Below are 17,546 nucleotides of genomic sequence, written 5' to 3' on the forward strand. Positions count from 1 at the left end.
GCCATGTCGCTTGGCGATAGGGACGGGAAAGCCAAACCCAAATTGTTCAAAGGGAGAGACAGAATGGAATTTCGCATGAAGCAAGTCGCGTCGCTGCTGCTGGTCGCAGGACTTGGCTTCGCAGCTTCCGGCAGCAGCTATGCTGCCGAATCACTACAGGACGTGATGAAGCGTCGAAGCCTTTCACAGCAGGACCTGCTGGCCGCTGCCAAGACCTATGTGCCGACCGGAAAGCGCGATGAGTTCATCGCCTTTTCGTCCGGCGGCCAGTCGGGACAGGTCATTGTCTACGGCGTGCCGTCGATGCGTATCCTCAAATATATCGGCGTGTTCACGCCGGAACCCTGGCAGGGCTACGGCTTTGACGAGAGCTCGAAGGCCATCCTTGCGCAAGGCAAGATCGATGGCAAGGACATCACCTGGGGCGATACCCACCACCCGGCGATGTCGGAGACGCAGGGCCAGTACGACGGGCAGTTCCTGTTCATCAACGACAAGGCCAACCCGCGCCTGGCGGTCATCGACCTGCGTGATTTCGAGACCAAGCAGATCGTCGTCAACCCGATCTACAAGTCCGAGCACGGCGGCGCTTTCGTCACCCCCGACACCGAGTACGTGATCGAAGCTGCGCAGTACGCGACGCCGCTGGCGAACAAGAAATTCGAGCCACTCGAGGACTTCAACGAGAAATACCGTGGCGGCGTCACCTACTGGAAGTTCGATCGCAAGGAAGGCCGCATCGATCCGGCGCTGTCCTTCTCGATCGAGTTGCCGCCGTACAGCCAGGACCTGTCGGATGCAGGCAAGGGACCGTCTGACGGCTGGTCGTTTACCAACTCCTTCTGTACCGAGCGTTACGTCGGCGGTATCGAAAAAGGTCGCCCCCCGTATGAAGCGGGTTGCTCGGCCAAAGACACCGACTACATGCACGTCATCAACTGGAAGAAAGCCGCCGAGTTGGTTGCTGCCGGCAAGGCCAAGAAGATCAACGGCCACAACGTATTGCCGCTGGATGTTTCGATCAAGGAAGGCATCGTCTTCCTGGTTCCGGAACCGAAATCGCCGCACGGCGTCGATGTCACTCCGGACGGCAAGCTGATCACCGTTTCCGGCAAGCTCGACACGCACGTTTCGGTGTACTCCTTCGAGAAGATCATGGCCGCGATCAAGGCAGGCAAGTTCGAGTCGAAGGACCCCTACGGCCTGCCGGTGATCAACATGCAGGACGCGCTGCATACCCAGGTCCAGCTCGGCCTCGGCCCGCTGCATACCCAGTATGACTCGAAGCCGTGCGTGGCCTACACCTCGCTGTATGTGGACTCGCAGGTCGCCAAGTGGAACTACTGCGAAGGCAAGGTCCTCGACAAGATCAGCGTGCACTACAACATCGGCCATCTGATGACCATGGAAGGCGATTCCATGGCTCCCAAGGGTCGCTACCTGGTGGCGCTGAACAAGCTGTCGATCGACCGCTTTGCCCCGGTTGGTCCGCTGCATCCGCAGAATCACCAGTTGATCGACATCAGCGAAGACAAGATGCAGCTGCTCTACGACATGCCTCTGCCGCTGGGTGAGCCGCACTACGTGGTAGCCATCGAGGCGAACAAGCTGAAGCCTGGTGTGCGCTACAAGGTCGGTACCGATAGTCGCACCGACAAGAAGCATGCCGGTGCTGTGCGCGCGGGTGAGGAGAAAATCGTTCGCACCGGCAACAAGGTCGAAGTCTTCGGCACGCTGATCCGTTCGCACATCACGCCGGAAACGATCGAGGTCGAAGTGGGTGACGAAGTCACCATCAACCTGACCAACCTCGAGCGGGCGCAGGACGAAACGCACGGCTTTGCCGTCTCGACCTACAACGTGCATGCGTCGATCGAGCCGGGCAAGACGGTCCAGGTCAAGTTCAAGGCTGACAAGGAAGGCGTCTATCCGTACTACTGCACGGAGTTTTGCTCGGCGCTGCACCTCGAGATGCAGGGTTACCTGCTGGTCAAGCCGAAAGGCTGGAAACCGACCAAGACCGCGATGACTGCCGGCACCAACTACAGCGAAGCGGACTACAAGGCGCAGCTGAAGAAAGTGGTCGATACGCAGGCGGTGATCGACTCGGTGGTTGGCTACATCACCGGTGTCAACTACAAGGACTTCCCGGATGTGGTCGCCATGATGGACGACGCGGTCGACCAGCTGGGCAAGATCAAGGACGCCAAGGCCAAGGCTGACGACGCTTCTGGCAAGAAGGACTGGAACAACGCCACGCTGTGGACCGAGCAGATCTGGCAATACCAGGTCAAGGCGGCAGACCTCGGCCTGCGTGCCAAGACTTATCTCGAGCAGAACGGCGCCAAGCCGGCCAAGTAAGTCGTATTGATCTGGCTCAAGGCAACTCAGCGGGGGGCGGAGTTACTCTGTTCCCCGTTTTCTTATGAGAAAAAGGAATGACCATGAAGAAGTTGATGGCTATGGTGGTGTTGGCGACCCTGGCCGCCTCGCCGGTTCTGGCGGCGGAAGACGGCGCCAAAGTGTATGCGGAGAAAACATGCGCCGCGTGTCACGGCCCGGCGGGAAACAAGACGCTGATGCCTGATTACCCGAAGATCGCCGGACAGAATGCCAAGTATCTCGAAAAGCAGATGCTGGACATCAAGAGCGGGGCACGTGCCAACGGCAACTCGGCAGCGATGAAAGGCGTCATGCCGCTGGTTAGCGATGAGCAGATCAAGGTCTTGGCCGATTACCTCTCCAAGCTCAAGCCCTGAGTTCTTGTCGGCAGCAAGTTGTCGCTGGCAGGCGCAGGCGGTGGGCAGGGCGCGGCTAGCGAGCCGAGTGTCGCGCGCCTGACTTGATGAGTATCAACGCCAAACGTCGGGCTGCTTGTTAGATTGACAGCTGTGGATTCTCAAACACGAGGGAGTTAGGAAATGAAGAAACTGATTTTGGCCGTTTCGCTGGCGATGATCGCGGCAGGTGCCGCGCAGGCTGGTCCGCCACCACCCAAGGCGCACGGCATCGAGGACAAGTCCTACAAATGGAACGCCGACGAAGGCGAAAAGATGGAGGCCTTGAAGCTCAAGGGTGACAAGGTGCGTGGCGAGGAAGGTTACGAGGTCTGCGGCGCCTGCCACCTGCCGTCCGGAGCCGGCCGTCCCGATGGCACTTTTCCCCAGTTGGCGGGCCAGCACACCACCGTGCTGATCAAGCAGATGGCCGATATCCGTGCCGGTCTGCGTGACAATCCGACGATGTACCCCTTTGCCGCGACCCTTATCGACCCGCAGGAACTGGCTGACGTCGCGGTCTATATCGAAGCGCTGTGTATCCCCATCGAACACGGCAAATACGAGGGTCCCGATGCCGCCGCGCAACTGGCGACCGGCAAGACGCTCTACGAGAAGGAATGCAAGGAGTGTCACGGCGCGAATGGCGAGGGCGTCAAGGACAAGTTCTACCCGGTGATCGCCGGCCAGCACTACAAGTACCTGCTGCGCCAGATGACCGAGATTCGCGACGGCCACCGCCGCAACGCGAACCCGGACATGGTCAAGATCATCAAGAAGTACGACGACAAGCAGCTGGTCGCCATTTCGGCCTATCAGTCGAGTCTGGTCATGCCGGGCAATATGTGCAAGCCAAAGGCAACGGCCAAGAAGTAAGCAGGCTTTGCAAGTAACAAGGAGCGCGTTTTGTCGCTGCCAAAGCCCGTCCGCAGGTTCTGCGGCGGGCTTTAGTTCCCGGCAAGTATAAGTAATGAATAATATTCTGGAGACCGCTGCTGCACGGCACGGATCGCCACCTGCATCGCCGGTCGTGAACAGCGCAAGCGTCCTGAACGAGGATTGAACCATGTCAGCCGCAGCACCCAGCAAGCAGAATTTCATCGTCGCCGCGCTTACCGCGGTCGCCACCGGCTTGATGATCGCCGCTTTCTTCGCGCCGATCTGGTGGGTCTCCCTGACCGCGCCGAACTATCCCGCCGACGCCTTCCCCGATGGCATTCGCATCCACTTCCATTTCGATGGTGTCTATAACGGCTGCAAGGCGGCCGGCAAGGGCACGCGCATGGATAGCGAGATCATCCAGAAGGAGCTCGCGCACGACGACGAGCGCTACAACCCGATCACCGACAAGAACAGGGACGTCAACAAGGGTGCCGAGGGTCTCGACTGCGTGCACGAAATGAACACCATCAACCACTACGTGGGGATGTTCCCGATCGCCACCGGCGCGCCGGTGGAGAAGCCGCTGGCCAAGTTCTTCTTCGCCTTCTTCACGGTGATGCTCGTCGGCTTCATGGTGCCACGTCGCAAGCCGCGGCTGCTGCTGCTCGCTGTCGGCTTTGCCGCGGTCGCCGGCTGGATCATTGTCGACCAGTACGTGATGGGTGGACTGGAAGCGCATGTCGCCCACTATGTCAGCGAAACGGCAACCTTCTTCAACGAGCCCGAGAAGATCCAGGGCTGGGGTGAAAATGTCACCACTATCACGCATGTGGTGATCGCCGGGACGCTGCTGGCAATGCTGGTGGTGCTGGCCGGTGTCGCCGGCATGCGCAGCTTTTCGCTGTTGCTGGCGCTGGTTCCGGCCCTGCTGCCGGTCTTTTTCGTCATCACCTACGCCGGCTGGCTATGGTTCTTTGGCCACAACATGCACCCCTGGGGCGCTTTCACGGTCAAGCCTTTCATGCCGACGGTGTTTGGCGAGGGCAAGGTGGCGCAGTTCTCGACCTACTCCTATCCCTACTGGGGCTACGGCTTGCTGCTGGGGGTCATGGTTTGTCTCCTGCTTGCCCTGCTCATCCGGCGCAAACAGATGCGCGAGGGTACAGCGGAGTAGCCGATGTCGCGCCGCTTGCTTGCGGCCGGAGTGCTCTGCGGGCTTGCTCTGGTCGTTCTTCCCTCGCCGGGCGATGCCGAGGACGCGTTGACTGCGCTGCACCGCACGGGCACCGTCGGCAGCGGGCGTGTGCTTGCCGACGAGCCGGTCGATAGCCGCCTGGGCGGGATGGCCGAGCCCGCCGTCGCCGGCTGGGGCGGGCTCAACGAGCAAACGCCGATCCCGACCGTGCCGCGGGTCAGCGGTCTGCCCTTCCTGCAGGAACTGATCAACGCAGCGCCTGCGGGCTCGGTACTCAAGCTCAAGCCGGGCAGGTACTCCGGCCCGGTCGTCGTCAACAAGCCCCTGACCATCGACGGCGGCGGCGCAGCGAGCATCGATGGCGGTGGCAAGGGAACGGTCTTCGTGCTGCAAGCCAGCGATGCCGTCCTGCGCGATCTGCAACTGACCAACTCCGGCGTCTCGCACGACTCGGACGATGCCTGTCTCAATGTCCGCGGCGACCGCAATGTCGTCGAGAACCTGCACATCGACGACTGCCTGTTCGGCATCGATCTGAAGATGTCGAATGATAATGTCCTGCGCGGCAACCGCATTCGCTCGAAGCCCTTCGACCTCGGCACACGCGGCGACAGCCTGCGCCTGTGGTACAGCCACCGCAACCTGGTTGCCGACAACCTGATCGAAGATTCTCGCGACATGGTCGCCTGGTACGCGAACGAAAACCACTATCTGAACAACGTCGCACGGCGCAGTCGCTATTCGATTCACTTCATGTTTGCTGCCGACAATCTTGTCGAAGGCAACCGCTTTTACGACAACGCTGTCGGCGTGAACGTGATGTATTCCGGCGGCGGGGCGATTCGCAACAATCTCTTTTCGCACGCCAATGGCCCGACCGGCATGGCCGTCGGTTTCAAGGAAGCGTCGAACGTCCTCGTCGAGGGTAACGAGATCCTTTACTGCGCAGTCGGCGTCGGTCTCGACATGTCGCCCTTCGAGCCGGACACGACGATCACCATTCGTGGCAATCGCATCGCCTATAACGGCATTGGGGTCAGCTTCCTGTCCGACAAGAAAGGCACCATCATCGAGAACAACGTCTTCGAGGGAAACCTCACCCAGGTGGCCATGGGCGATACCGGCAGCGCCAGTCGCAACCTCTGGCGCGGCAACTACTGGGACGACTATCAGGGTTTCGACCGCAACCAGGACGATGTCGGCGACCGTCCGCACGAGCTCTACGCCTATACCGACCAGCTGTGGATGGAGGTGCCTTATGCGCGCTTCTTCCGCAATGCGCCGATGATGGAGACGCTCGATTTCCTCGAGCGCCTGGCGCCTTTTTCGACGCCGGTGATGTTGCTGCGCGACGAAGCGCCGGTTTTCAACAAACCCCCGGAGACCAGCAAGAGGTCTGTCAAATGAACGACAAGAAGGAAACAGAAGCGGCGGCTGACGGCACGGCGTTGCCGCCCCCTGGCGAAGCCAAGCCGGTGGTCATCAACACGCGCGCCAAGGCGCCGGTCCGCAAGCAGGCCAACCGGCGCAAGTTCATTCGCTCGACGGTCATGATCGGCGGCGTGCTCGGCCTGGCGATGCTTGGCTATCTGCCGGTGGCCAGCGCGCGGAATTCGCGCCTGCGCCCGCCCGGCGCGCTCGAGGAAAAGGATTTCCTGTCCTCGTGCATCAAGTGCGGCCAGTGTGTTCAGGTCTGCCCGGTGGCGGCGATCAAACTCGACGACATCGACCATGGCTTTGGCGTCGGCGTGCCGTATATCGACGCTCGCGACCAGGCTTGCGATTTTTCCTGCGACGCCGTGCAGTGCATTCTGGCCTGTCCGACCGGCTCGCTGACCTACATCAAGCCGGCAGCGCTCAACATTCGTGCCGGCATGCCTCTGGCGCAGCCGCCGGTGCTCAAGGCCAAGGAAGACGACCCCGAGCCGACGCTTAACCTCCGCGAACGCATCGGCGTCGCCCGCCTGGCGCGCCCGGAGTCCTGCCTGGCTGTGCAGGGCAAGGGTTTCAGCGGGCAAGCGCGTGGTGTCGACTTTCGCGGCCACCTGCGCTACGTGGCGATCGATCGCTGGCAGCCGGTGCCGGTGCGTGAGCATCCCTACGAGCGCGAGCTTTGCGACCTCTGTGTCAGCGAGTGTCCGATCAAGGATGCCATCCAGATGAGCGCGTCGATTGCTGCCGACGGCAGCAAGCAGTACCGGCCAGAGGTGCTCGAGCAATGTGTCGGTTGCGGTGTCTGCGAGATGATCTGTCCGGTCGAGCCGGCGGCGGCGATCGTCGTCGATGCACGCCAGCCCTGGAGCGCGTCATGAGCCACTTTGAACAGATCCGGGTGATGTTCGGTGCGGCCCCGCAAAAGCCGACCGTCGTGACGCCGGAAGCGAAGCAGGTGCACAGCCTGAAGCGCATGACCAAGGCCGACTTCGAGGCCATCAAGCAGCACGCCCGCGACCACGAACTGGTGACGCACAAATGGCGCAACCGGCGCTGGGCGGTCTTGATTTTTTCCAACCTCTTGTTCACCTTCTCGTTCTGGCTTGATATCCAGATTCTCGAGGGCGCGCTGACGGCCTCGCGCTTCGTCGGTTTTCACCTCATCGACCTCAACTCGGCGCTGCAGGTGATGCTGGCGCACCAGCACATCATCGTCAATCTGTTCATCGGCACGGCGACGGTCTTTGTTCTCTGGGCGTTGCTCGGCGGGCGTTCGTTCTGCTCCTGGGTCTGCCCCTACCATCTGCTTGCCGAGTGGTTCGAGTGGCTGCACCTGAGGCTGGTGAGCAAGAAACTGGTCAGCGAGCACGAGTTTCACCGCGGCACGCGCACCGTTTTCTGGGTTGCCTTTGCCCTGTTGGCGGTGGTCAGCGGCTATACCGTTTTCGAGACCATTTCGCCGACCGGCATCCTGTCGCGGGCGCTGATTTACGGTCCCTCGCTGGCGCTCGCCTGGGTCCTGCTGCTGCTTGTTTTCGAGGTCGTTTACTCACGCCGCGCCTGGTGCCGTTACGTCTGCCCGATCGGGCTGACCTATGGTATCGTGGGCGCCGTTTCGCCGGTGCGCGTCGAGTACCGGCTGGACAAGTGCTTTCACGAAGGTGATTGCCGCAAGGTCTGCCTGGTGCCGCACGTCCTCGACGTGGTGATCAAGGGCCGGGCCGCTGCCATGAACACCCCGATCGGACCCGACTGCACGCGCTGTGGTCTGTGTGTCGATGTTTGCCCAAGCGGGGCGCTGGTCTTTGACGTCAAGGGCTTGAGCAAGCTGCTCTGAAGGTTGTCAATGATCCGTTTTGAAAACGTTGGTAAGGACTTCAGGAAGATTCGTGTACTCGATGGCGTCGAGCTCGATATCGCGCTTGGCGAGCGCATCGCGCTGATCGGATCGAACGGCGCCGGCAAGACGACTTTGATTCGTTGTCTGCTCGGCGAGTATACGCATCAGGGCAGGGTGACCATCGATGGGCAGCAGCCACGCGCCGAGCGTACGCAGGTGCTCGGCAAGGTCGGTTTCGTGCCGCAGTTGCCGCCGCCGCTAAAAATGCCGGTCGGGCAACTGGTCCGTTTCGCGGCCGCCGTCTGCCGCTCGGACAGCGAGCGCATTTACGCGGTTGCCAAGCGCCTGGGACTTGACGTGGCGCCCATCCTGGCGCGGCCGTTCAACCGCCTGTCGGGCGGAATGAAGCAGAAGCTGCTCATCGCCATCGCCCTCGGCCGTGACGCGCAGGTGCTGGTGATGGACGAACCGGCGGCCAATCTCGACCCCGAGGCGCGGCACATTTTCTTTTCTCTACTCGCCGAGCGACTCGAGAACACGACCATGATCATCTCCAGCCACCGCCTCGACGAGGTTGCGCCCTTGGTCAATCGCGTCGTCGAAATGGACACTGGGCGGATCGTCCTGGACGACCGCGTCGCCGAGGATTCCAAGCTCTCGGCCCTGTTCCAGGTGCACCTGACGCTGGCGCGCGCCGATGCGGCCATCGCCAAGACCTTGACGACGTGGCAGTTTGCTGACCGCGGCAATGCGATCGAGTGGCACGGCACGGTTTCCGGGCCGGACCGCTTGCGCTTCATGGGGACGGTGTCGCGTTACATCGGCTTGTTGTCGCGTATCGAGATGAAGGAAGTCGACGCGGCGGTCGTCCTGCAGTGAGGTACCAATAGCCATGAAACGACGACGTTTTCTCGAAATTCTTCCGGCAGCGACTCTTGGCCCCTGTTTCAGGCCGCTCGTGGGCGTCGCTGCTGGCTGGTCGCTGGCTGCCTGCAGCGGTGAGCCGAGCAGCGGCCCGACCCAGGTCCATTGGGATAGAGACGCCGACCCGCGCTGCGGAATGATCATCAGCGACAAGCGCTTCGCGGCACAGATTCGCGATCCTCAGGGTAAGGCCTGGAAGTTCGACGACATCGGTTGCGCGCTGTTCTGGCTCGCGCAGAGACCGTTCAACGAGGACACGCCGAACACCGAGTACTGGGTTGCCGACTATCGCATGGGCGGCTGGATCGACGCCCGCCAGGCGCATTATCTACCCGGGAAGAAGAGTCCGATGGGCTACCAGTTTGCTGCTGTCGCGCGTCCGGAAGCGGATGCGGTCTCGTATCACGAAATGAAAGAGCGCATTCTGGCGCGCGGCAAGTGAAGCGGCAACTATGAATTCACTTCTCCTGACTGCCCGCCTGGACATCGTCGAATCGCTGCGTGCGCGCTGGTTCCTCATCTACAGCCTCGTTTTCGGAGGCATCGTCGCGCTGCTCTTCGCCTTCGGCCTGACCGAGTCGCGCGTGCTGGGCTTCATCGGCCTGTCGCGGTTGCTGGTGACCTATATCCAGCTGACCATGGCCATCCTGCCGATTTTCGTGCTGGTCACCACCGTGCGTTCGGTGGCCGGCGACCGCGAGGCGGGCGTCTTCGAGTACCTGCTGTCGCTGCCGGTGTCGTTGTCGGCGTGGTTCTGGGGAAAGATTCTCGGGCGCTACGTGACCATCTTCCTGCCCGTTTTCGTGGCCATGTTCGGCGCCGTGCTGTGGGCGCAGGTCAAGGACATCGAAGTGCCGTGGGAGATGTTCTTCTATTACACCGCTTTGCTGGCGTCGATGGCCTGGTGCTTTCTCGGCATCGGCATGTTGATCTCGACGCTGGCGCGCAGTACGGATGTCGCGCAGGGTGCCGCGTTCATGGTCTGGCTGAGCATGTTGCTGTTCCTGGACCTGATTCTGCTCGGGGTGATGATCCAGGGCCGGGTTGCTCCCGAGGTCGCCGTCGGCATCGCCTTGCTCAACCCGCTGCAGGTCTTTCGTACCGCCTCTCTGGCCATGTTCGACCCGCAACTGATCGTCCTCGGGCCGTCGGCCTACGTCATTCTCGACCTCTTCGGCAGTGCTGGTTATCGCATCTATGCCTTGCTCTACCCGCTGGCCATCGGCTCGCTGGCCGCGCTGGCCGGTTTCCTGAGCTTCCGGCGCAGCGACCTGCCTTGAGCGGAGCGTCGCCATGAAGCGCCTGTTCACGGCCCTGCTGATCGCCTTGCCGGCCTTTGCGGCGAGTGCCGCCGACCTGCCATCGGCGGCGCCCCTCTTTGCCTTGACCCTGCCGGCGCTCGACGGACAGTCAGTGGCCCTGGCGTCATTCAAGGGCAAGCCACTGCTGGTCAATTTCTGGGCGCGCTGGTGCGGGCCCTGTCGCAAGGAGATTCCTGATCTTGCCGCTCTGCAGGCGAAGTACAAGGGCAGGGGACTGGTGATCATCGGCATTGCGGTCGAAGACGCCGACAAGCGCGATCACTTGCGCGAATTCGGCCAGGCCTACGAGATGAACTACACTTCGCTGATTGGTGGCAGCGAGGCGAGCATCGCGCTGATGAAGGCGCTGGGCAACAGCAAGGCGGGCCTGCCGTTTACCGTCGTCATCGACCCTGACGGGCGCATCCACAGCAGCGCACTTGGTGCCATGGATCAGGCGGCCATGGAAGACGCTGTGAGGCCGATTCTCTGAGCGGCCAGTGCGCTCGTCGCTCGGTGTTACGATAAAGGCAGGAGCAAGAGGATTCCCCGCAGCCCATAGCCCCTCCCCCGCGAGGGGGGAGGGGAGTTCAGGCGACCGACGAGGTTTGATGGTGCTCGCGGGCACGATTTTGTGGATGCGCCGCTGGCGCGGTTTGAGTGAAGATGATGACGATGATGAGAAAACTGTTCGCCCTGCTGTCGCTTGTTCTGCTCGCTGGCTGTGCGGCGCCGCCCTTGCGTGGCACCGGCGACCTCGGGCTGGTGATCGAGCGCGCCAGCGGTCACGTCAGCCTGGTCAATACCAGTGCCGGCAAACCCTACGCGCGCATCGGCGGGCTCGGTGACCTGTCGCACGCTTCGGTCGTCTACTCGCGCGACGGTCGCTACGCCTACGTCTTTGGCCGCGATGGCGGACTGACGAAAGTCGATCTGCTCGAGGCGCGGATCGTCAAGCGCGTGCTGCAGTCGGGCAATGCCATTGGCGGTTCGATCTCGCAGGATGGCCGCATCGTCGTCGCGCAGAACTACAAGCCGGGCGGCATCAAGGCTTTCGACGCGGAGACCCTGGAACTGCTCTCCGAAGTGCCGGCGGAATACGCGCCGGGGAGTTTTTCCAAAGTGGTTGGCCTGGCCGACCTTTCCGGCAACCGCTTCGCCTATGCGCTTTTCGACGGCGGCGAGATCTGGGTCAGCGACTTCTCCGATCCCCGCCATCCGACCACTCAACGCTACCCGGCTGGCCTGCAGCCTTATGACGGGCTGGTGACTCCCGACGGGCGTTATTACCTGGCCGGGCTCTTCGGTGAAGATGGCGTGGCGCTGCTCGATACCTGGCAGCCGGAGAAGGGCTCGCGGCGGATTCTGGGCAACTACGGGCGCGGCGAAGAAAAACTGCCGGTCTTCAAGATGCCGCACCTGCGCGGCTGGTCGATGGCGCAGGGCAAGGCCTATCTGCCGGCAATCGGCCGGCACGAGGTGTTGGTGGTTTCCGGCAGCGATTGGCAGGAAGTCGGCCGCATTGCGGTCAAGGGACAGCCGGTGTTCGTCATGGCGCGGCCCGATGGCCGGCAGGTGTGGGTCAATTTCGCCTTCCCCGACAACGGCTGGGTGCAGGTCATCGACACCCTGAGCGGCAAGGTGGTGCAGACCCTCGAACCGGGCAAGGCGATTCTGCATATGGAGTTCACGCCACGTGGCGAGCAGGTCTGGCTGTCCGCCCGTGACGACAACAAGGTGGTGATTTACGATACCGCGACGCTGACCCAGGTCGGCGAGTTTGCGGCGCAAGCGCCGAGCGGCATCTTCTTTACCAGCCGCGCGCAGCGCACGGGATTCTGAGATCGCAATGACCAACCAGGCGCTCGACTTTCGTTTGCTGAACGACTTCCAGAGGGACTTCCCGCTTTGCCCGGCGCCCTTCGCTGAACTGGCGGAGCGCCTTGGTGTGGCTGAGAACGCCGTCCTGCGCCTGCTCGAGACGCTGCGCCGCGATGGCAAGATCTCCCGCGTCGGCGCCGTCTTTGCGCCCAAGCGCATTGGCGCCAGCACCCTGGCGGCGATGGCTGTAGCGCCGGAGAAACTGGCCGCCGTCGCCGAGACGGTCAATCGCTTTCCGGAGGTCAACCACAACTACGAGCGCGAGCATCGCTACAACCTCTGGTTCGTGGTCACCGCCGGTTCCGAAGGCCGCCTGCAGGCAGCTTTGGGGGCCATCGAGCAGGCGGCTGGCCAGCCGCTGCTGCGCCTGCCCTTGCTGCAGGAATTTCACATCGACCTCGGTTTTTCGCTCGACGGCAAAGGCAAGGAAGGCCTGCCGGCGCCGGTGCGCAGGCAGGCCTTCGTGGCGCCACGGCCGCTCGACGAGTTCGAACGCCGCCTGGTGATGGCCTTGCAGGAAGGCTTGCCGCTGTTCATGCGGCCGTTTTCGGTGCTCGCCAGTCGTGTCGGTTGCGAGGAGAGCGAGGTCCTTGAACGTATCCGTCGCTGGTGCGCCGAGGGCATCATCAAGCGTTTCGGCGTCGTCGTCCGCCATCACGAACTCGGCTACACCGCCAACGCCATGCTGGTGCACGACATCCCCGACGCGGCGGTCGCCGAGATGGGCGAAATCCTGGCCGGCGAACCGGGAGTGACCCTCTGCTATCAGCGTCCGCGGGTCTTGCCGGACTGGCCCTACAACCTGTTCTGCATGATTCACGGGCAGGTTCGCGCCGAGGTCGAGGCGCGCATCGCCGAGTTGCGCGCCCGCCTGCACCTCGAGGATTGCGCGCATGCCGTCCTTTTCTCGTTGACCCGCTTCAAGCAGGGCGGCGCGCGCTATGTCTGAGGCAGCCGGCATCGACACCATCGATCGGGCGATCATCGATTCGCTCCAGGGCGGCTTCCCGCTCTGCGAGCGGCCTTATGCCGCAGTCGCCGAGGCGCTCGGCATCGGCGAGGAGCAACTGCTCGAACGCTTGCAGGCGATGCTCGCGGCGCGCGTACTGACCCGCTTCGGGCCGATGTTTCAGGTCGAGCGCATGGGAGGCGCTTTCGTTCTCGCCGCGATGCGCGTTCCCGAAGCCGATTGGCTGCGCGTGCTCGAGGTGGTCAATGCTTTCCCGCAGGTGGCGCATAACTACCGCCGCGAAAGCGACCGCCACTGCGACTTCAATATGTGGTTCGTGCTGGCCACCGAAACGGCCGACGGCATTGCGGCCGCGGTACGCAGCATCGAGGAAGCCAGCGGTTTGCCGGTCTTTCCCTTTCCCAAGCTGCAGGAGTATTTCGTCGAGATGAAGCTGGCGGTGCGCACATGAGCGGCGCCCCGGCGCGCGCGGTCGACGCCATCGATCGCCGCCTGATCCTGGCCACGCAGAGCGGCCTGCCGCTCGTCGCCCGACCGTATCACCAGCTCGCTGAAGAAGTGGGCATTGCGCCGGAAGAGGTGATGGCGCGGCTGGCGAGCATGCTCGACAGTGGCGTCATTCGCCGCATCGGCGCCGTGCCCAACCACTACGCCATCGGCTACACCGCCAACGGCATGAGCGTCTGGGATGTCCCCGACGAGCGCATCGACGAACTCGGCGCGCGCATCGGTGCCCTCGATTTCGTCACCCACTGCTATCACCGTCCGCGCAAGTTGCCGGAATGGCCTTACAGCCTGTTTGCCATGGTGCATGGTAGTTCGCGTGCCGAAGTGCAGGCCAAGGTGGCCGAAATCGCCGCTCTTCTCGGTGCCGATTGCCGCGCTTACGACGTGCTTTTCTCGACCGCCATTCTCAAGAAGACCGGCCTCAGGATTGGCGGTTAAAGGGGGGGGCCGGCCGCCGTCCGCCGTCCGCGACCTTACTTCTTCTTGCCCCCAAAGAGTCTGTCGAAAAAGCGTTCCGCTTCGTCGACCAGCGCGGCGCCGATGTCGTCGCTGTGACGCCTGAGGACATCGGCAGCGACATCGCTCAGGCTGATCGAGTAGCGCAGCTCATCCGCAGGCCCGCTGATGTGCACCGGTATCGGTAGGCCCTCCAGCGCGCGCAGCAACTTCGAGCTTTCGTCAGGATTGGCGGCCATCATCACGCGCAGCGTGTAATCGAGCTCGCTCGAGAGCAGGTCAAACTGACCATAACCGCCGAGCGCGAGCTTTGCCACGGCGCCATCCAGATCATCATTGCGTGCCACGCCCGCAGCCAGTTTGACGGTGCCGCTGAGGTGCGACAGCCGGGTCACTCTGGACGTGTCGATCCGGCCCGACTGGCTGCCGCCGGCGTTGAGAATGTCTTTCACCTGGCCGAGGACGTCCGCCAGGTCGATGCCGACCAGCGCCACCTCGCGCAGTGCGAAGCCTGCCGTCCCCTGCGCCGCACGGGTCAGCTCGGCGCGCGACTGGCCACTGCTCGACAAGGCCAGGTCCACATTGCCGCGGCCTGCGAGATCGCTGCGACCGAGTGCGGCGCGTGCCAGGGCACCGAAGTCGACATCGTTCAGCGCCAGCTTCATGCTTAGCTGTGGGCCCTGACCCTGGCCCTGGCCCTGGCCCTGACCCGTTGCGCCATGGGTGTTCTGTGCGGCGAGGGTCAACTCGCCGTCCGCCTGACCACCGTAGAGGCGTGCGCTCAGCGGGGCGAGTGTGGCGCGACCGTCGGCGCTGTGCACACGGGCGTGCACAGCCGTCGCCTCGATGCCGCCTGCCTGTAGCTGCGCGATCTGCAGCTGGCCGTCGAGGCGCAGCGTGTGTAAGCCGGCCAGGTCGAAGGCGGGTTCGGCCGCAGCCGAGGCCGCAGCCGAGGCCGGGGCCGGCCTGGGTGTTGGCGCCGCCGCGGCAGTCCGCAGGATGGGCAGCGCCGCGCGGCCGGGCCGGGCCTGTCCGGGCTCGCTGCCTGCGGTTGGCGCGGCGGCTGCCGGCTTCGCTCCGGCGGCCGCCTTTCCTGCGACCGGCTGGGCGAGCGGCAGGTAAGCGTCCAGATTGAGTCGATCGGCCTGCAGGTCGAAGCCGACTTCCGGCTGTGCAAAGTTCGTCAGCTCGATGCTGGCCTCGAAACGGGCATCGCTGCCCTGCGCGGCCAGCTGCAGGCTGGCGCGTTCGTGCCTGGTATCGAGCGTCAGGGCGCCGGACAGCGGCAGGCGTGCCTGCCCTCCGGGCAAGCGCGGGTCTTCGCGGGCGATCTCGGCGTCGAAGCGCGGCAGGCTCAGCAATTGCCCGTCGAAGGCGATCTCTTCCGCACTGGCCGCGAAGGTCCAGGCGTCGGTGGCGGGTTCGCCGTCGGTCTGGACACTGACTTCGACTTGCGCGGCGCTGAAGGTTTCGCCCTGGTGCGACAAATGCCTGGCGCTGAGCGCTGCCCGCCAGGGCTGTCTATCGTGCCCATCGCGCCTGCCGGTGAAGCCGAGCTTGAAGTCGCTGGCGGCCAGCGCCGGCCGCGCAGCGCTCATGTCAATGTCTACGCGGGCCGTGACTTCGATCTCGCCGAGCACTTCGGGCTGGCTCATCAGCGCGACCTGTGCCGTCAGCCCCAGCGGCAGTTGCGTCTTCGCCGCCAGGCGGCCGGTTTCGAGATGGATCGCCGAGAGCACGATCGTCTTGCCGTTGACGGCATTGTGCACGGTGAGGGCAGCATCGCTGAGCAGCAAGTGTTCGATTTCCCAGCGGGTCTCGCGGTTGGCCGCCGCGGTGGTGGCAGGGACGGCGGCGTCCGCGCTGGCCACGCTGCTCCCGCTGCTTCCGCTGGCCCCGCTGCTCACCTCGTCCATCTCGCCGGCGCTACTGTGCTTGTCCGGCAGCGTCATCGTCGCCCGCGCTTCGCGCAGCTGCAGCGACTCGATGACGACTTCCTGCCACAGCAAGGGGAGCAGGGCGACTTCCATGCGCGCCGACGAAAAGCTGAGGAACTCGGCTTCGCTGTCGCGGGCCGACAAACGGCTCGCCGGCAGGTCGACGGCCAGCCTGGGGAAGAACGACAGCGCCAGATCGCCGTTCAGGTGCAGCGTACGACCACTGTGCGTCCTCACCGCTGCTTCGATTTCCGGCTTGTAGCGATTGATATCGAAGAGCGCGATGGCGAGGGCCATGGCCAGCGCCAGGAGCGCCGCCGCCGCGGCAGCGCCGACCAGCAGGCGCCGCCGCCCGGCAGCTAGCGGCGGCTGCGCCTGCGCTGCGGGTGCGCCAGTACTGCCTGGATCTGCGCTCACCGCCAATCCGGGTGCTCAGCCAAGTACATGGTAGCCGCCGTCGACATAGGTGGTGTCGCCGGTGATCAGCTTCGCATAGTCGGTGGCCAGGAAGGCGGTCGCCATGCCCACGTCCTCGATGCTCACCAGCACGCGCGACGGTGCGCGTGCAGCGGCTTTCTCCATCAGTTCGTCGAAACGGCCGATACCCGACGCTGCGCGGGTGGCGATCGGGCCGGGCGAGATCGGGTTGACGCGAATGCCCTTGGGACCCAGCTCTGCCGCCAGGTAGCGCGAGGTCGCCTCGAGGGCGGCTTTCACCGGCCCCATCACGTTGTAGTTCTCGACGACTTTCTCGGCGCCGAAGTAGCTCATGGTAAACAGCGTGCCGCCGTTCTTCATCAGCGGTTCGGCGAGCCGCGCCATGTGGATGAAGGAATGGCAGGAGACATCCATGGCCATCAGGAAGCCTTCGCGCGAGCAGTCGGTGACGCGGCCATGCAGGTCTTCGCGCGGCGCAAAGGCAATCGAATGCAGCGCGAAGTCAAGCTCGCCCCACTCTTTTCCGATGGCCGCGAAGACGGCTTCCAGTTGGCCTTCCTCGCGCACGTCGCAAGGCAGATAGAGAGCCGGCGGAACATCGAGTGCCTGCGCCAGTGGTTCGGTGAACTTGCGCGACTTCTCATTCAGATAAGTGATGCACAGCTCGGCGCCGAGCCCGCGAAAGGCCTGCGCGCAGCCCCAGGCGATCGACTGGTCGTTGGCGATGCCGAGGACGATCCCTTTCTTTCCGGCCAATGGTTGCTCCCCCAGGTCGCGCTGATGGCGCAGCTTTTCGAGCAGTCGGGTGTTGGTTGCTTGATCGGTCATTGCTGGATCCTTTTCTGAAAGCACGTCGTCGGCATGACGACAGGCATGCCTAGTTGCAGGGCATCAGCCATGATCCTACCACCGCCGGCCTCCGTCATTGCGAGGAGGCGCAGCCGACGCGGCAATCCAGAGGTTTGGCTTTTCATGTGTTCAGTGTTCACGATGTCAATGGGGCG

The 17,546-nt window shown here is 63.4% G+C and carries 17 protein-coding genes; 15 read left to right on the plus strand and 2 right to left on the minus strand.

The window, feature by feature from the left end; translation table 11 throughout:
• The first annotated feature begins 75 nt into the window (after nucleotides 1-75).
• The 15 genes from nosZ (at nucleotide 76) to QZ648_RS06030 (ending at nucleotide 14,149) form a co-directional block, all read left to right on the plus strand.
• Complete coding sequence (gene nosZ, locus QZ648_RS05960; protein WP_291996406.1) at nucleotides 76-2,361, plus strand: Sec-dependent nitrous-oxide reductase; 2,286 nt, start codon at nucleotides 76-78, stop codon at nucleotides 2,359-2,361.
• Between the two features lie 77 nt (nucleotides 2,362-2,438).
• A complete protein-coding gene (locus tag QZ648_RS05965) occupies nucleotides 2,439-2,759 on the plus strand; it encodes a cytochrome c (RefSeq protein ID WP_366144061.1) in 321 nt (106 codons plus the stop codon).
• Between the two features lie 162 nt (nucleotides 2,760-2,921).
• Nucleotides 2,922-3,653 (plus strand): c-type cytochrome, encoded by a 732-nt coding sequence (locus tag QZ648_RS05970; protein ID WP_169067700.1) that lies wholly within the window; start codon nucleotides 2,922-2,924, stop codon nucleotides 3,651-3,653.
• Between the two features lie 190 nt (nucleotides 3,654-3,843).
• The gene (locus tag QZ648_RS05975) at nucleotides 3,844-4,833 is read left to right on the plus strand and encodes a hypothetical protein (protein WP_169067699.1); all 990 of its coding nucleotides are present in this window, start codon (nucleotides 3,844-3,846) and stop codon (nucleotides 4,831-4,833) included.
• Between the two features lie 3 nt (nucleotides 4,834-4,836).
• Complete coding sequence (gene nosD, locus QZ648_RS05980) at nucleotides 4,837-6,261, plus strand: nitrous oxide reductase family maturation protein NosD (protein WP_291996407.1); 1,425 nt, start codon at nucleotides 4,837-4,839, stop codon at nucleotides 6,259-6,261.
• A complete protein-coding gene (locus tag QZ648_RS05985; RefSeq protein ID WP_291996408.1) occupies nucleotides 6,258-7,166 on the plus strand; it encodes a 4Fe-4S dicluster domain-containing protein in 909 nt (302 codons plus the stop codon). The genes nosD and QZ648_RS05985 overlap by 4 nt, the downstream gene beginning before the upstream one ends.
• A complete protein-coding gene (locus tag QZ648_RS05990; RefSeq protein WP_291996409.1) occupies nucleotides 7,163-8,125 on the plus strand; it encodes a NapH/MauN family ferredoxin-type protein in 963 nt (320 codons plus the stop codon). Before QZ648_RS05985 ends, QZ648_RS05990 begins: the two co-directional genes overlap by 4 nt.
• A gap of 9 nt (nucleotides 8,126-8,134) precedes the next feature.
• On the plus strand, nucleotides 8,135-9,007 hold the full coding sequence (locus QZ648_RS05995; RefSeq protein ID WP_291996410.1) for an ABC transporter ATP-binding protein: 873 nt from the start codon (nucleotides 8,135-8,137) through the stop codon (nucleotides 9,005-9,007).
• Nucleotides 9,008-9,020: 13 nt separating this feature from the next.
• Nucleotides 9,021-9,494 carry a nitrous oxide reductase accessory protein NosL gene (locus tag QZ648_RS06000; RefSeq protein WP_248595523.1) on the plus strand — a complete coding sequence of 158 codons (474 nt, stop codon included), beginning with the start codon at nucleotides 9,021-9,023 and terminating at the stop codon, nucleotides 9,492-9,494.
• A 10-nt stretch (nucleotides 9,495-9,504) separates the two neighbouring features.
• Nucleotides 9,505-10,332: an ABC transporter permease subunit gene (locus QZ648_RS06005; protein WP_169067695.1), complete on the plus strand. Its 828-nt coding sequence runs from the start codon at nucleotides 9,505-9,507 to the stop codon at nucleotides 10,330-10,332.
• Nucleotides 10,333-10,345: 13 nt separating this feature from the next.
• Complete coding sequence (locus QZ648_RS06010) at nucleotides 10,346-10,846, plus strand: TlpA disulfide reductase family protein (protein WP_291996411.1); 501 nt, start codon at nucleotides 10,346-10,348, stop codon at nucleotides 10,844-10,846.
• A gap of 185 nt (nucleotides 10,847-11,031) precedes the next feature.
• Nucleotides 11,032-12,195, plus strand: coding sequence for a cytochrome D1 domain-containing protein (locus QZ648_RS06015; protein ID WP_291996553.1), 1,164 nt, complete (start codon nucleotides 11,032-11,034; stop codon nucleotides 12,193-12,195).
• A gap of 7 nt (nucleotides 12,196-12,202) precedes the next feature.
• Nucleotides 12,203-13,183: an AsnC family transcriptional regulator gene (locus QZ648_RS06020; protein WP_291996412.1), complete on the plus strand. Its 981-nt coding sequence runs from the start codon at nucleotides 12,203-12,205 to the stop codon at nucleotides 13,181-13,183.
• The gene (locus QZ648_RS06025) at nucleotides 13,176-13,655 is read left to right on the plus strand and encodes an AsnC family transcriptional regulator (RefSeq protein WP_169067191.1); all 480 of its coding nucleotides are present in this window, start codon (nucleotides 13,176-13,178) and stop codon (nucleotides 13,653-13,655) included. The genes QZ648_RS06020 and QZ648_RS06025 overlap by 8 nt, the downstream gene beginning before the upstream one ends.
• Nucleotides 13,652-14,149, plus strand: a complete 498-nt coding sequence (locus QZ648_RS06030) for an AsnC family transcriptional regulator (protein ID WP_291996413.1) — start codon at nucleotides 13,652-13,654, stop codon at nucleotides 14,147-14,149. The genes QZ648_RS06025 and QZ648_RS06030 overlap by 4 nt, the downstream gene beginning before the upstream one ends.
• A 35-nt stretch (nucleotides 14,150-14,184) precedes the next feature.
• Here the strand turns inward: QZ648_RS06030 and QZ648_RS06035 are convergent, their stop codons facing one another.
• Together QZ648_RS06035 and fabI are read right to left on the minus strand one after the other, a co-directional pair.
• The gene (locus QZ648_RS06035) at nucleotides 14,185-16,521 is read right to left on the minus strand and encodes an AsmA family protein (RefSeq protein WP_291996414.1); all 2,337 of its coding nucleotides are present in this window, start codon (nucleotides 16,519-16,521) and stop codon (nucleotides 14,185-14,187) included.
• A gap of 15 nt (nucleotides 16,522-16,536) precedes the next feature.
• Nucleotides 16,537-17,370 carry an enoyl-ACP reductase FabI gene (gene fabI / locus QZ648_RS06040; RefSeq protein WP_169067194.1) on the minus strand — a complete coding sequence of 278 codons (834 nt, stop codon included), beginning with the start codon at nucleotides 17,368-17,370 and terminating at the stop codon, nucleotides 16,537-16,539.
• Between the last annotated feature and the right edge of the window lie 176 nt (nucleotides 17,371-17,546).

It is taken from the genome of Candidatus Accumulibacter sp. ACC012 (assembly GCF_907163155.1).
Taxonomy (GTDB): Bacteria; Pseudomonadota; Gammaproteobacteria; order Burkholderiales; family Rhodocyclaceae; genus Accumulibacter; species Accumulibacter delftensis.